The sequence below is a fragment of the Pseudomonas sp. Wu6 genome, assembly GCF_019891515.1.
Taxonomy (GTDB): domain Bacteria; phylum Pseudomonadota; class Gammaproteobacteria; order Pseudomonadales; family Pseudomonadaceae; genus Aquipseudomonas; species Aquipseudomonas orientalis_A.
The window spans coordinates 149,282-162,293 of sequence record NZ_JAFLXH010000008.1 but is presented as its reverse complement, the minus strand read 5'-3'; the positions used below and the strand labels follow the sequence as shown (position 1 = coordinate 162,293).

The window sequence follows — 13,012 nt, the reverse complement described above, 5'->3', positions numbered from 1 at the left end:
ACGTACCGCTGGCGGGCAAGCGGTCAAATTACATATTCAGAACATTTTTTACGCCGCCTGCACCCGATTACGCCCCGCCGCCTTGGCCCTGTAAAGCGCTTCATCGGCACGCTTGAGTACCAGATCACTGCGCTCGCCCGGCTGGAACTGCGCCACCCCCATGGATACCGTGATGGTCACCGGCTCGCCCTTGAAGTGGAACGGGCAAGCCTCGATGGCCACTCGCAGCATGTCACCGACAGCCAAGGCGTCCGCCAGGGCTGAATCGGGCATCAACAACACAAATTCTTCGCCACCGAAGCGCGCAATGAAATCAGTCGGGCGCAGGCGTTTGCGCAGCACATTGGCGATGATCTTCAGGACTTTATCGCCGGCCAGGTGGCCGTAGCCGTCGTTGATACGCTTGAAGTGGTCGAGGTCCAGCATGGCCAGTGACAGGCTGTTGCCACGCTGGTGCCAGGCATTGACCTCATGATCCAGGCGCTCACTCCAGGCCGCGCGGTTGGGAAGGCCGGTGAGCGGATCGATCAGCGCCTTCTGGCGCTGTATCTCCAAATGCTCACGATAGCCCTGGGCTTCCTGCTCCATGTTCGCCACCCGTTCAGCCAGGCCCTGGAGCCGCGCGGCCACTTCCTGCTCGCGCTGGTCGCGCTGTTGTCGGTGCTCGTCCATGGTGCCGAGCAAGCCCTCGAGGTGGCTCTCCAGCACCTGCTTGAGGCTGTCCAGATCGGCGGCGTCCTGCACGCTGCTTTGCAGGCCGTCTACCTGTTCGCGAATTTGCGTGTCCAGCTCCCGCGCGGCGGAGCGGCTGTCGGCGTGCCCTTCGCTGGCGACCTGCAGGTGACCCTGGAATGCCTCAAGACGCTCGTTGAGCTGTTTAAGATAAGCCTCGAATTCATGCTGGCCGCTGTCGGTAACCGCCAGCATCAGCACCGCCAGGTCGTCGAGGATCGGCAGCAGCTCGTACCAGTTCAAGCCATCGGCCAGGCGTTCGCGCATGGCTTCGGCCTGTGGTCGGTGGCGCTCGGGCAGGGCCAGGTCTTCCAGCAGGCCGAGCAAGGTGTCTTCAATATGCTTGGCAACCGAGCTATAGGAAGGCTCGGGCGAATCGGGCAGGGCGTAGAGACCATCCGACTGCAGGGCGTCGGGGTCAGGCTCTGCGGTATCCAATACGGGCGGGAGTGAAAGGCTGCCGATCAGCGTTTCCTCTGGCGTATCGACGGGGTCTTGGGGCGCTTCGATAAAAGCCGCGAGTGCGCTTTCGGCAGCGGCGTCTTCGGCTGGCGTTTCAGTCGCCTCGCGATCGAAGGCTTCGTCGGGCATGGGCGCGAGCGACGTTTGAGCAGGCACTTGGAACTCGGACGTTACGCTGGCCGGTGCCTCTTTGACGGCGGCCGCAGGCTCAGGCGCAGAGACGTCCGTTGTCGGCGGCAACGGCGCGAAAGCTCGCAATGCCTGGGTCAGTTCCTCGGACTGCGCGGGCTCCGGGGCTTCAGGCGAGGGCGCGACGGAGAGCGGCGCAGGGGGTGTCTCGGGCTCGGGCGCTTCGCTCGAGTGCTCCTTGGCACCAAACAGGCGCTGCAATAACCCGGGCCCGGAGCGCGGCGTTTCGCCATCCGGCTCCAGGTTATTCAGCGCCTGTTCCTGCAGGCTGCTCAACTCGCTGAGCAGCAGCGGTATTTCCCGTGCCTGCCCGACTCGACCGTCAAGCTGCTTGGCGAAGGTTTTCAGCGGGCGCGCCACCTCACGGGGTAGCGGCAGTTTCTGCAACTGCGCGACCAGAGCGGTGAGGGCGGTACTGATTTGGTCAACCCGGGTTTCGCGGCGCTGCTCGGAATCCAGCACGGCCTTTTCCAGGCGCGGCAGCAGGGCGGCCAGGGCAGCGTCCATGTCGTCAGTGCGCACGACATCGCGCATTTCCTTCATGCACTGATCGACAGCGCGGTCAGTCCCTTCCGCCGCCAGCGTGCTGCGCACCAGCCCTCGACGCAACAGATCGAGGCGGGCGGCCCAGCGGCGTTCGAGCTTGTCTTGCTGCTCAACGCCTTTAAGGTACTTTTCTTTCCAGCGCTGGGCGTCGTCGCTCATGCAACAGGTCCGCCGGGGCCAGGGCTCAACGCGGGGAACGCATCAGCCGTCAGCGAGCCCGGCAGACGAATTTCCACCGCGACCGGCAGGTGATCGGAAATGGGGTGCGCCAGCACCTGCACACTTTCCAGTGTGAGGCTCGGGCTGAGCAGGATATGGTCCAGACAGCGCTGCGGGCGCCAACTGGGAAACGTGGCTTCGACTTGCGGCGCCAGTAGGCCGAGGTCACGCAGCGGGGAATTCTGCAGCAGGTCGTTGGCGTGGGTGTTCATGTCCCCCATCAACACCTGATGCTTGTAGTTGCCAATCAAGTCGCGCACGTAGGCCAACTGGAGGTTGCGCGTACGCCCGCCGAGGGCCAGGTGCATCATCACCACCACCAAGGCTTCCGGGCCTTCGCCAAAACGCACCAGGATCGCACCGCGCCCCTTGGGGCCTGGCAACGGGTGATCCTCGATGACTGTCGGCTTCAGGCGACTGAGCACACCATTGCTGTGCTGCGCCAGGCGCCCGAGGTTGCGATTGAGTTGCTGGTACCAGTAGGGGAAGGCACCGAGCTGGGCAAGGTGCTCCACCTGATTGATGTAGCCGGAGCGCAGGCTGCCGCCGTCGGCTTCCTGCAGGGCGACCAGGTCGAAGTCGCTGAGCAGGTCGCCGATTTTCTGCAGGTTGCCGGTACGCCCCTTGTGCGGCAGCAAGTGCTGCCAGCCACGCGTGAGGTAGTGCCGATATTTCTCGGTACTGTTACCCACCTGAATATTGAAACTGAGCAGGCGCAAGCGGCTGTCCGCCGGCAGGCCTGTGGACTCCAGGTGATGTTCGTTGACCTGCGGATCATGCAGGCCGACGACACGCTCGGTACCCCAACGACGCATGGCGAGCCCCTTACTTGGCTGCACGCTCTTTGGCGATCAGCTGGTCGGCGACATTGAGGACCGCTTCAGGACCACCGGCAGTGCCAAGGTCGAAACGGTACTTGCCGTTGACGATCAGGGTCGGTACGCCTTGCACGCCATACTTCTGCGCAAGTTCCTTGGCCTGCTTGATCTGGCCCTGGATGGCAAAGGAATTGAAGGTGGCCAAAAACTTGTCTTTATCGACACCCTGGGTGGCAACGAAGTCAGCCATTTCGTCCGGCTTGGTCAGGCGCTTGCCTTCTTTCTGGATCGCGTTGAATACCGCGTTGTGGACCTTATGCTCCACACCCATGGCTTCCAGGGTCAGGAACAGCTGGCCGTGGGCATCCCATGGGCCACCGAACATGGCCGGAATGCGTTTGAAGTTCACGTCCTTGGGCAGCTTTTCGGCCCAGGGGTTGATGGTCGGTTCAAAGGCGTAGCAATGCGGGCAGCCATACCAGAACAGCTCCACCACCTCGATTTTGCCGGGCACCGAAACCGGGACCGGGTTAGTCAGTTCAACGTAGGTTTTACCGGCTTCAAGCGGCACGTCGGCAGCTTGTGCGGTCATGCCGAAGAGACTGGCAGTGACGAGAGCGGCGCTGAGGATCAGTTTACGCATGCTTTACTCCTGGACAAATAAAGTCGCCTCACGCGACCTTTATGTGTGACAGGTCTACGCGGACATGAGTTCGTTAGTGTAACGGCAGCGGCCACAAAAAAGGGCGGCCGTGGCCACCCTTTTTATGCTTGCATCGACGGATTAATCGAGCGTTAACGTTGCCGTCTGTCAGTGCAGGCCCTGGATGTAACTGGAGATTGCAGCAATGTCTTCATCGCTCAGTTTGCGGGCAATGGTGCGCATGGTCATTGCGTCGCCATCATTGGCCCGGCCGGCGTCTTCCTTGCGGAAGTCGGTCAGCTGTTTGGCGATGTAGGCAGCGTGCTGGCCGCTCAAGTGCGGGAAGCCGGCGGCGGCGTTGCCTGCGCCATTTGGCGAATGGCAGCCGGTACAGGCGGGCAGGCCCTTGTCCAGGTCGCCGCCACGGAACAGTCTCTCGCCGCGGGCGACCAGTTTCGGATCAGCAGCTCCCACACTGCCTTTCTGGCTGGCAAAATACGCCGCGATGTCAGCGATGTCCTGATCGCTGGAGTTGGCCAGCAAGCCGGTCATTTCCAGCACCACGCGCTTGCCATCCTTGATTTCGCGCATCTGCTTGGCCAGGTAACGTTCACCCTGGCCGGCCAATTTGGGGAAGTTCGGCGCCGGGCTGTTACCGTCCGGTCCATGGCAAGCACCACACACGGCGGCTTTCGCCTGCCCCGCGGTAGCGTCGCCTGCGGCATGGGCAATACCGGTGATGCCCAAGGTCAACAGCAGACTCACGATCAGTTTGTTCATCAGCTAATCCAACTACGGCTAAGGGTTTAAGAGTTATCTACCGGGTTTACTCACCATCAACTCATTGATGGCCTGGTAATCCTCGGTACTGCAGTCCATGCACAAACCACGCGGCGGCATTGCCTTGAAACCCTGGGGCAATCACTTGATCATGTGGCGATCAATTCAGGGTTTGAGAGCGTTTTGCGTTCTAATGCGCAATAAAGGTCTTTTCGCTCCCGTGAACGTCATCCTTCGCTGGGACAAAGCACACACAAAATCTGCGGCATTATATACTGGCGCTACTGAAACGGAAACGACACCGCTTGCCGCACCCTTTTTCGGCACCGCCCACATCGGAAATCTCATGCAACTCAAGAATCCCATCCTCGGCCTGTGCCAACAGTCCACCTTCATGCTCAGCGCCGCCAAAGTGGACCAATGCCCCGATGACGAAGGCTTTGAAGTCGCCTTTGCCGGCCGTTCTAACGCTGGCAAGTCCAGCGCACTGAACACGCTCACCCATGCCAGCCTGGCACGCACCTCGAAAACCCCGGGTCGCACGCAGTTGCTCAATTTCTTCAAGCTAGACGATGATCGGCGTCTGGTCGACCTGCCGGGCTACGGTTATGCAAAAGTCCCTATCCCGTTGAAGCTGCACTGGCAGCGTCACCTGGAGGCTTACCTGGGTGGTCGGGAGAGTTTGAAAGGTCTGATCCTGATGATGGACATCCGTCATCCAATGACCGATTTCGACCTGTTGATGCTCGATTGGGCGGTCGCCAGCGGCATGCCGATGCATATCCTGCTGACCAAGGCCGACAAGCTGACCTACGGCGCGGCCAAGAACACCCTGCTCAAAGTGCAGTCCGAAATCCGCAAGGGTTGGGGCGATGCCATCACCATCCAATTGTTCTCCGCGCCAAAGCGCATGGGCCTGGAAGACGCCTACACCGTACTGGCCGGCTGGATGGAATTGGCGGACAAGGGCGCGGAAATCGCCGAATAACTTTTGCGCAGGCAAAAAAAACCCCGGACTTCGTATGGGGAGGGGAAGTTCGGGGTCCAAGTTCCGAACCGCTAGGGCGGGGTCCGGATATCTGCCAACACTTAACACAACATAGGAGCATTGAAGGGCTTCACCACCCATTCAGTAACTCTGAGTGGCAGTTCACAGGTTAAGTTCCGGCAGGTTCAAAAAACACTTGGAAATAACTGACGGTAGCTTCCGATCTAAAGCGTTTCGCCATCACCGGGTGTGACGGCGAAACCGCAGAATCAATGCGCCTCGTCCCAGTTATCGCCCACGCCCACGTCCACCACCAGGGGCACGTCCAACTGAGCCGCAGCGCTCATGTGCTCGCGAATTCTTTCGCTGACCTCGGCGACCAGATCCTCACGGACCTCCAGTACCAGTTCGTCGTGCACCTGAAGGATAACCTTGGCGTCCAGGCCTGATTCAGTCAGCCAGTCGTCCACCTTCACCATGGCCTTCTTGATGATGTCCGCTGCAGTGCCCTGCATCGGCGCGTTGATCGCGGTGCGTTCTGCCGCCGCGCGCTCCTGGGGCTTGTTGGAGTTGATGTCCGGCAAGTACAGGCGCCGCCCGAAGAAGGTTTCCACGTAGCCCTGGTCCGCCGCCTGGGCACGGGTGCGCTCCATGTACTCGCGCACGCCGGGGTAGCGAGCGAAGTACACATCGATATAGGCCTTGGCAGTCTTGGTGTCGACGCCAATGTCCTTGCCCAGCTTCTGGGCGCCCATGCCATAGATCAGGCCGAAGTTGATCGCCTTGGCGCTGCGGCGCTGGTTGGAGGTGACCTCGCTCAACTCAACCTTGAACACCTCGGCAGCCGTGGCGGTGTGCACGTCCAGGTCGTTGCGAAAGGCATTCATCAACCCTTCGTCCTTGGACAGGTGCGCCATGATTCGCAGTTCGATCTGCGAGTAGTCCGCCGCCAGCAGCTTGTAACCCTTGGGCGCGATAAACGCCTGGCGAATGCGTCGCCCCTCGGCGGTGCGCACCGGGATGTTCTGCAGGTTCGGATCGCTGGAGGACAGACGCCCGGTCGCCGCCACCGCCTGGTGGTAGGACGTATGAATACGCCCGGTACGCGGGTTGATCTGTTCCGGCAGGCGGTCGGTGTAGGTGCTTTTTAGCTTGCTCATGCTGCGGTACTGCATGAGTACCTTGGGCAATGGAAAATCATCCTCCGCCAGTTTGGCCAGCACTTCTTCAGCGGTGGATGCCTGGCCCTTGCCGGTTTTTTTCAACACGGGCATGCCGAGCTTCTCGTAGAGGATCGCCCCGAGCTGCTTGGGCGAGCCCAGGTTGAATGTCTCGCCGGCGATTTCGAAGGCCTGGCGTTCCAGCTCGATCATCTTGTTGCCCAGCTCGATGCTCTGGATGCCCAGCAGATCCTTGTCCACCAAGGCACCCTGGCGCTCGATACGCGCCAGCACCGGCACCAGCGGTATTTCGATATCCGTCAGCACACTGGCCAGGCTCGGGATCGCAGTCAACTTCGCGTGCAGTGCCTGATGCAGGCGCAAGGTCACGTCGGCATCTTCGGCCGCGTAAGGGCCGGCTTGCTCCAGAGCGATCTGGTCGAAGGTCAGCTGCTTGGCGCCCCTGCCGGCGATGTCCTGGAAGCTGACGGTGGCGTGGTCCAGGTACTTCTTCGCCAGGCTGTCCATGTCATGGCGGGTCGCGGTGGAGTTCAGCACGTAGGATTCGAGCATGGTATCGAAGGCGATGCCGCGCACGGTGATGCCCTGCGCCGGGTCGCCACCGATGGCGCAGTTGGCCAGGATGTTCATGTCGAACTTGGCGTGCTGGCCGACCTTGAGTTTGGCCGGATCTTCCAGCAAGGGCTTCAAGGCCAGCAGTACGGTGTCACGGTCCAATTGCTCCGGCGCGCCCGTGTAGGCATGCGTCAGCGGGATATAGGCGGCTTCGTGGGCCTGCACCGCAAACGACAGCCCAACCAATTGGGCCTGTTGGGCGTCGATCCCGGTGGTCTCGGTATCGAAGGCAAACAACGTCGCGTCGTTGAGTTTCTTCAGCCACAGATCAAACGTGGCCTGGTCAAGAATAGTGGTGTACACCGTCTCCACCGGCACCGCGAGAACCGCCTCGGCAGGCAGCTCGGCGGCAGGTGCAACTTCGTTGGTCGCCTTGAGTTCGACACGCTTGCTATCGCGCTGGATCTCGTCGTACCAGCTCTTGAACTCGAGCAGCGTGTACAGCTCCAGCAACTTTTCGCGATCCGGCTCGATCAGGTGCAAGTCGTCCAGGCCGATGTCCAGGGGCACGTCGATTTTGATCGTCGCCAGTCGATAGGACAGGAATGCCATCTCCTTGTGCTCTTCCAGCTTGGCCGGCAGCGTCTTGGCGCCACGAATCGGCAGGGTCGGCACAATGTCCAACTGCTCATACAGCTCTTTGAGACCGCCATTGACCCCCACCAGCAGACCGGAGGCGGTCTTCGGACCAATGCCGGGAACCCCAGGGATGTTGTCGGAGGAATCGCCCATCAACGCCAGATAATCGATGATCTGCTCCGGAGCGACGCCGAATTTCTCCTTTACGCCCTCGATGTCCATCGAACTACCGGTCATGGTATTGACCAAGGTAATGTGCCCGTCCACCAGTTGCGCCATGTCCTTGTCGCCGGTGGAGATCACCACCGGGCGGTCAGCGGCGGCGCTGCTGCGGGCCAGGGTGCCGATCACGTCATCGGCCTCGACGCCTTCGACGCACAGCAACGGGAAGCCCAGGGCGATCACGCTCTGGTGCAGGGGTTCGATCTGCAGGCGCATGTCATCGGGCATGCTCGGGCGATTGGCCTTGTAGTAGGCGAACATTTCATCGCGAAAGGTCCCGCCCTTGGCGTCGAATACCACGGCGAACGGGCTGTCCGGGTATTGCTTGCGCAGGCTCTTGAGCATGTTCAACACGCCCTTGACCGCACCGGTCGGCAGGCCTTTGGAGGTGGTCAACGGTGGCAGCGCGTGGAAGGCGCGGTACAGATAAGAAGAACCGTCCACCAGGACGAGGGGCGCTTGGCTCATGAGCAGGATCAACCTTTTCGGCGGGTCAGGCGCTAGAATAGCCGGACCAATGAAAACAAAGGGACAAGGTTATCATGCGTACATTCAATCGCCTGCTGTTGACTGGCTTGATTGCACTCGCTCCGATGGCTGCCATGGCGGCAGACGATGCGCCATCGGGCGATCCGGAAGTGACCATTCGCACGGAAGGCGACAAGACCATCCAGGAGTACCGTCAAAACGGCTTCCTGTATGCCATCAAGGTAACGCCAAAAGGCGCTCCACCGTATTTCCTGGTACGCGCGGATGGAACCGACGCGAACTTCATCCGTTCTGACCAGCCGGATATGCTGATCCCGTCATGGAAGATCTTCGAATGGAAATGATTCCCTAATTTCAACCGGCGCCGCCCTGAGCGGCGCCCGTAACGGCAGTTTTAACCATGTCTGTGTTCACCCCCCTGGCTCGGTCCGAGCTGGAAACCTTTCTTGCCCCTTATGGGCTCGGCCGCCTGCTTGATTTCCAGGGGATTGCCGCCGGTAGCGAAAACACCAATTTCTTTATCAGCCTGGAGCAGGGCGAGTTTGTCCTGACCCTGGTCGAGCGCGGCCCCGTGGCAGAAATGCCGTTCTTTATCGAACTGCTCGACGTGCTCCACGACGCCGACCTGCCGGTGCCCTACGCCCTGCGTACCACCGACGGTATCGCTTTGCGCGAACTCAAGGGCAAACCCGCCTTGCTGCAACCGCGCCTGGCCGGCAAGCACATCACACACGCCAACGCCCAGCATTGCGCCCAGGTCGGCGACCTGCTCGGCCACCTGCACCTGGCGACCCAGGGCGACAAGGTCCTGGAGCGCAAGACCGATCGCGGGCTGGAGTGGATGCTCAGTGAAGGCGCGCAGTTGATTTCCCATCTGAACGACGCACAACAGCGTCTGTTGCAGGATGCATTGAACGAGATAGAAGCCCACAAGGCGCAGGTTCTCGCCCTGCCACGCGCCAACGTTCATGCCGACCTGTTTCGCGACAACGCGATGTTCGAAGGCACCCACCTGACCGGCCTGATCGACTTCTACAACGCCTGCTCCGGGCCGATGCTGTATGACGTCGCCATCGCCTTGAATGACTGGTGTTCGAACGCCGACGGCGTGATTGATGGGCCGCGCGCCCGTGCGCTGCTGGGTGCTTATGCGGGGTTGCGGCCGTTTACCGCCAAGGAAGCCGAGCTATGGCCGACCATGTTGCGCGTGGCGTGCGTACGGTTCTGGCTGTCGCGGCTGATCGCAGCCGAGTCGTTTGCCGGGCAGGATGTGCTTATTCACGACCCCGCCGAGTTCGAGCATCGCCTGCTGCAGCGCCAACAGGTGGCTGTGCATCTGCCGTTCGCGCTCTAAAGACCTGCTCGCTCCAAATGTAGGAGCGAGCTCGCTCGCGAAAAACGTCAACGATAACGCGTGCTTTCTGAATGAACGCGGCGCCTGTGAGTTTTTCGCGAGCAAGCTCGCTCCTACAACAAGCCTTAACGCTTGCCCCACATTTAGAGTGACTCCAGGCACCCGGCCAGGTCGTTGCCCAATTTCTCCAGCACCTGCTCATACCCCTGCGCAGTGGCCGGGGTGTAGCCGCCCAGCGCATCCAGCTCTGCCAATTTAACCGGCAACCCGGCAACCAATGTTTCGGCCAATCGCGGCCGCAACGGCGGCTCGCTGAACACGCACGTCTTGCCCACTTCCTGCAGCCGCGTACGCATCGCCGCCACATGCTGGGCGCCGGGCTGCACTTCGGCGGCTACGCTGAACACGCCGGTGTGCTTCAAGCCGTAAGCGTCTTCGAAGTAATCAAAGGCCTCGTGAAACACAAAGTAAGGCTTGCCTTCAACGCCTGCCAGACGCTTCTTCAAGCGTATATCCAAAGCATCCAGGCGACCCGCAAAGGCTTTGGCGTTGCTCTGGTAACGCTCGGCGTTGGCCGGGTCGGCCGCACTGAGGTCAGCCGCCATGCGCGCCGCGATGACACGCGCGTTCACCGTCGACAACCACAAATGCGCATCAACGCTGCCGGGACGATGATCGTGATCATGCTCGTCGGCTTCGTCGGCATGGGAGTGGCTATCTTCGCCGAAACGGCGCAGCTTCATGCCTGGCAGGTCCTGCACGGCGACCGTCGCCGCGGTACGGCCTTTCAGCACGCGCGGCAGGAAAGTTTCCATGTCAGGCCCGATCCAGTACAGCAGGTCGACTGACTGCACGCGCCGTACGTCGGATGGGCGCAAGGCGAAGTTATGCGGCGACGCACCCGGCGGCAGCAACACCTCCGGAACGGCCACTCCGTCCTGCACAGCCGCGGCGATCAGTTGCAGCGGCTTGATGCTGGTCAGCACCTTGACGTCGGCCTGAGCGGCGCCAGCCACGAACAAACTGGTGACAAATACGACAAAAACGGGAAAAAGTCGGGACACGATGACCACTCAATGGCATAGGAACAGGTAACATAATAACGTCTCTATCAAATATCTGTCGCCGCTCATGCCTATAACACCGCTTGCCAGCCGTCCCCATGACCACTCTCACTGCGTTCACACCGCATTGTCGGAGGCCGACACCCTATGCGCGCAGAAGGGCTTGCGCCTGACCGCGCTGCGTCGACGCGTGCTGGAGCTGGTGTGGCAAAGCCACAAGCCGCTGGGCGCGTACGACATCCTTGGCGTCCTCAGCGAACAGGACGGCCGTCGCGCCGCGCCGCCTACGGTTTACCGCGCGCTGGATTTCCTGCTGGAAAACGGCCTGGTGCACCGCATCGCCTCGCTCAACGCATTTGTCGGCTGCAACCACCCGGAGCACGCGCACCAGGGCCAGTTCCTGATTTGCCGCGAGTGCCACGCCGCCATCGAGCTTGAACAGAAAAGCATCAGTGATGCCATCGTCAAAAGCGCCGCCGGAGTTGGCTTCAGCGTCGAAGGGCAAACGGTCGAAGTGGTCGGCCTGTGCTCGGGTTGTCAGGGGGCTTGATGAGCAACCCGTTAATCCGCCTGGAGCAGGTCGGGGTCACGTTCGCCGGGCAACACGTGCTGGACAACATTGCGCTGAGCGTGGAGCCGGGGCAGATCGTGACCCTGATCGGCCCCAATGGCGCCGGCAAGACCACCCTGGTGCGCGCCGTGCTCGGCCTGCTCAAGCCCGACCGCGGCAGCGTATGGCGCAAGCCCCGGCTGCGCGTGGGCTATATGCCGCAGAAGCTGCACGTGGACCCCACATTGCCGCTGTCGGTATTGCGCTTTCTGCGCCTGGTGCCGGGTGTAGACCGCGCCCGCGCCCAGGCGGCGCTCAAGGAGGTCGGCGCTGAACAGGTGATCGACAGCCCGGTGCAGAGCATCTCCGGCGGTGAAATGCAGCGCGTGCTGCTGGCCCGCGCCCTGCTGCGCGAGCCGGAGTTGCTGGTGCTCGATGAGCCGGTGCAAGGCGTCGACGTCGCCGGCCAGGCCGAGCTATACAGCCTGATTACCCGTTTGCGCGACCGCCATGGCTGCGGCGTGCTGATGGTCTCCCACGACTTGCACCTGGTGATGAGCACCACCGATCAAGTGGTCTGCCTCAACCGTCACGTGTGCTGCTCCGGCCACCCGGAACAGGTCAGCGGCGACCCGGCGTTCGTCGAGCTGTTCGGCAAGAACGCTCAGAGCCTGGCGATTTATCACCACCATCACGACCACGCCCACGATCTGCATGGCGCCGTTGTCGATGACACTTCTACCCCCCACGTTCATGGAGATAGCTGCAAGCATGGCTGATTTTCTGCTCTACGCCCTGCTGGCAGGCTTGGCTCTGGCGTTGGTGGCGGGCCCGCTGGGCTCGTTCGTGGTCTGGCGGCGCATGGCGTACTTTGGCGACACCCTGTCCCATGCCGCACTGCTTGGCGTGGCCATGGGCTTCCTGCTCGACGTGAGCCCGACCATCGCCGTAACCGTCGGCTGCCTGCTGCTGGCGGTGTTACTGGTGACGCTGCAGCAGCGCCAGCCGCTGGCGTCCGACACGCTGCTGGGCATCCTGGCGCCGAGCACCCTGTCCCTGGGCCTGGTGGTGCTGAGCTTCATGCATGAAGTGCGCATCGACCTGATGGCCTACCTGTTTGGCGATCTGCTGGCGATCAGTCCTACCGACCTGGCATGGATCCTCGGTGGCAGCGCGGCGGTGCTGGTGCTGCTGGTGAGCCTGTGGCGCCCGCTGCTGGCAATCACCGTGCACGAGGAGCTTGCAACGGTCGAAGGTTTGCCCGTGCCGGCCCTGCGCCTGGCGCTGATGCTGTTGATCGCGGTGGTGATCGCTGTCGCGATGAAGATTGTCGGCGTATTGTTGATCACCTCGCTGCTGATCATTCCAGCCGCCGCCGCTCAGCGCCATGCCCGTTCGCCGGAGCAAATGGCCATCGGCGCCAGTCTGCTGGGCATGCTGGCAGTGTGTGGGGGCCTGGCCTTGTCATGGTTCAAAGACACGCCGGCCGGGCCGTCGATTGTGGTGTCGGCGGCCGCCCTGTTTCTGCTGAGTTTTGTCCTGCCCCGTCGAGGGGTGTAGACTTGCTCGCTTTTTGCGCAA

The 13,012-nt window shown here is 61.6% G+C and carries 12 protein-coding genes and 1 pseudogene; 6 read left to right on the top strand and 7 right to left on the bottom strand.

The features are described from left to right. Window positions 1–48 precede the first annotated feature (48 nt). The 5 genes and pseudogenes from J1G34_RS08130 to J1G34_RS27140 form a co-directional block, all read right to left on the bottom strand. On the bottom strand, window positions 49–2,088 hold the full coding sequence (locus J1G34_RS08130; protein WP_222993761.1) for a diguanylate cyclase: 2,040 nt from the start codon (window positions 2,086–2,088) through the stop codon (window positions 49–51). Further along, window positions 2,085–2,963 (bottom strand): endonuclease/exonuclease/phosphatase family protein, encoded by an 879-nt coding sequence (locus J1G34_RS08125; RefSeq protein ID WP_065936526.1) that lies wholly within the window; start codon window positions 2,961–2,963, stop codon window positions 2,085–2,087. The genes J1G34_RS08130 and J1G34_RS08125 overlap by 4 nt, the downstream gene beginning before the upstream one ends. Before the next feature lie 10 nt (window positions 2,964–2,973). Beyond that, window positions 2,974–3,609 carry a thiol:disulfide interchange protein DsbA gene (gene dsbA / locus J1G34_RS08120; protein ID WP_122463149.1) on the bottom strand — a complete coding sequence of 212 codons (636 nt, stop codon included), beginning with the start codon at window positions 3,607–3,609 and terminating at the stop codon, window positions 2,974–2,976. 168 nt (window positions 3,610–3,777) lie between these two features. Then, window positions 3,778–4,389 carry a c-type cytochrome gene (locus J1G34_RS08115; RefSeq protein ID WP_222993759.1) on the bottom strand — a complete coding sequence of 204 codons (612 nt, stop codon included), beginning with the start codon at window positions 4,387–4,389 and terminating at the stop codon, window positions 3,778–3,780. A gap of 33 nt (window positions 4,390–4,422) precedes the next feature. After that, window positions 4,423–4,524, bottom strand: a pseudogene (locus J1G34_RS27140) (cytochrome); the annotation flags it as partial. A gap of 211 nt (window positions 4,525–4,735) precedes the next feature. Here J1G34_RS27140 and yihA point away from each other — a divergent pair. Continuing rightward, a complete protein-coding gene (gene yihA, locus J1G34_RS08110) occupies window positions 4,736–5,377 on the top strand; it encodes a ribosome biogenesis GTP-binding protein YihA/YsxC (protein WP_042943980.1) in 642 nt (213 codons plus the stop codon). Window positions 5,378–5,646: 269 nt separating this feature from the next. Here yihA and polA read toward each other — a convergent pair whose 3' ends face one another. Further along, the gene (gene polA, locus J1G34_RS08105; protein ID WP_222993757.1) at window positions 5,647–8,442 is read right to left on the bottom strand and encodes a DNA polymerase I; all 2,796 of its coding nucleotides are present in this window, start codon (window positions 8,440–8,442) and stop codon (window positions 5,647–5,649) included. A gap of 74 nt (window positions 8,443–8,516) precedes the next feature. Here polA and J1G34_RS08100 point away from each other — a divergent pair, with 74 nt between their 5' ends. Continuing rightward, window positions 8,517–8,807, top strand: a complete 291-nt coding sequence (locus J1G34_RS08100; protein ID WP_017528747.1) for a DUF2782 domain-containing protein — start codon at window positions 8,517–8,519, stop codon at window positions 8,805–8,807. A gap of 56 nt (window positions 8,808–8,863) precedes the next feature. Further along, complete coding sequence (locus tag J1G34_RS08095) at window positions 8,864–9,817, top strand: homoserine kinase (protein ID WP_222993756.1); 954 nt, start codon at window positions 8,864–8,866, stop codon at window positions 9,815–9,817. Window positions 9,818–9,960: 143 nt separating this feature from the next. Here the strand turns inward: J1G34_RS08095 and J1G34_RS08090 are convergent, their stop codons facing one another. After that, window positions 9,961–10,890 carry a zinc ABC transporter substrate-binding protein gene (locus J1G34_RS08090; RefSeq protein WP_065895283.1) on the bottom strand — a complete coding sequence of 310 codons (930 nt, stop codon included), beginning with the start codon at window positions 10,888–10,890 and terminating at the stop codon, window positions 9,961–9,963. 58 nt (window positions 10,891–10,948) lie between these two features. Here J1G34_RS08090 and zur point away from each other — a divergent pair, with 58 nt between their 5' ends. The 3 genes from zur to znuB are packed head-to-tail and all read left to right on the top strand — an operon-like array spanning window position 10,949 to window position 12,991. After that, window positions 10,949–11,431, top strand: coding sequence for a zinc uptake transcriptional repressor Zur (gene zur / locus J1G34_RS08085; protein ID WP_065895282.1), 483 nt, complete (start codon window positions 10,949–10,951; stop codon window positions 11,429–11,431). Next, window positions 11,431–12,210 (top strand): zinc ABC transporter ATP-binding protein ZnuC, encoded by a 780-nt coding sequence (znuC, locus tag J1G34_RS08080; protein WP_065895281.1) that lies wholly within the window; start codon window positions 11,431–11,433, stop codon window positions 12,208–12,210. The genes zur and znuC overlap by 1 nt, the downstream gene beginning before the upstream one ends. Next, the gene (gene znuB / locus J1G34_RS08075) at window positions 12,203–12,991 is read left to right on the top strand and encodes a zinc ABC transporter permease subunit ZnuB (RefSeq protein WP_065886772.1); all 789 of its coding nucleotides are present in this window, start codon (window positions 12,203–12,205) and stop codon (window positions 12,989–12,991) included. The genes znuC and znuB overlap by 8 nt, the downstream gene beginning before the upstream one ends. Window positions 12,992–13,012: the final 21 nt, after the last annotated feature.

Bases quoted from the DNA above. Each gene is read 5' to 3' on its own strand.
- yihA (WP_042943980.1), top strand. From the start codon at position 4,736: ATGCAACTCAAGAATCCCATCCTCGGCCTGTGCCAACAGTCCACCTTC.
- J1G34_RS08100 (WP_017528747.1), top strand. From the start codon at position 8,517: ATGCGTACATTCAATCGCCTGCTGTTGACTGGCTTGATTGCACTCGCT.
- znuB (WP_065886772.1), top strand. From the start codon at position 12,203: ATGGCTGATTTTCTGCTCTACGCCCTGCTGGCAGGCTTGGCTCTGGCG.
- J1G34_RS08095 (WP_222993756.1), top strand. From the start codon at position 8,864: ATGTCTGTGTTCACCCCCCTGGCTCGGTCCGAGCTGGAAACCTTTCTT.
- znuC (WP_065895281.1), top strand. From the start codon at position 11,431: ATGAGCAACCCGTTAATCCGCCTGGAGCAGGTCGGGGTCACGTTCGCC.
- zur (WP_065895282.1), top strand. From the start codon at position 10,949: ATGCCTATAACACCGCTTGCCAGCCGTCCCCATGACCACTCTCACTGC.
- polA (WP_222993757.1), bottom strand. From the start codon at position 8,442: ATGAGCCAAGCGCCCCTCGTCCTGGTGGACGGTTCTTCTTATCTGTAC.
- J1G34_RS08115 (WP_222993759.1), bottom strand. From the start codon at position 4,389: ATGAACAAACTGATCGTGAGTCTGCTGTTGACCTTGGGCATCACCGGT.
- J1G34_RS08125 (WP_065936526.1), bottom strand. From the start codon at position 2,963: ATGCGTCGTTGGGGTACCGAGCGTGTCGTCGGCCTGCATGATCCGCAG.
- dsbA (WP_122463149.1), bottom strand. From the start codon at position 3,609: ATGCGTAAACTGATCCTCAGCGCCGCTCTCGTCACTGCCAGTCTCTTC.
- J1G34_RS08130 (WP_222993761.1), bottom strand. From the start codon at position 2,088: ATGAGCGACGACGCCCAGCGCTGGAAAGAAAAGTACCTTAAAGGCGTT.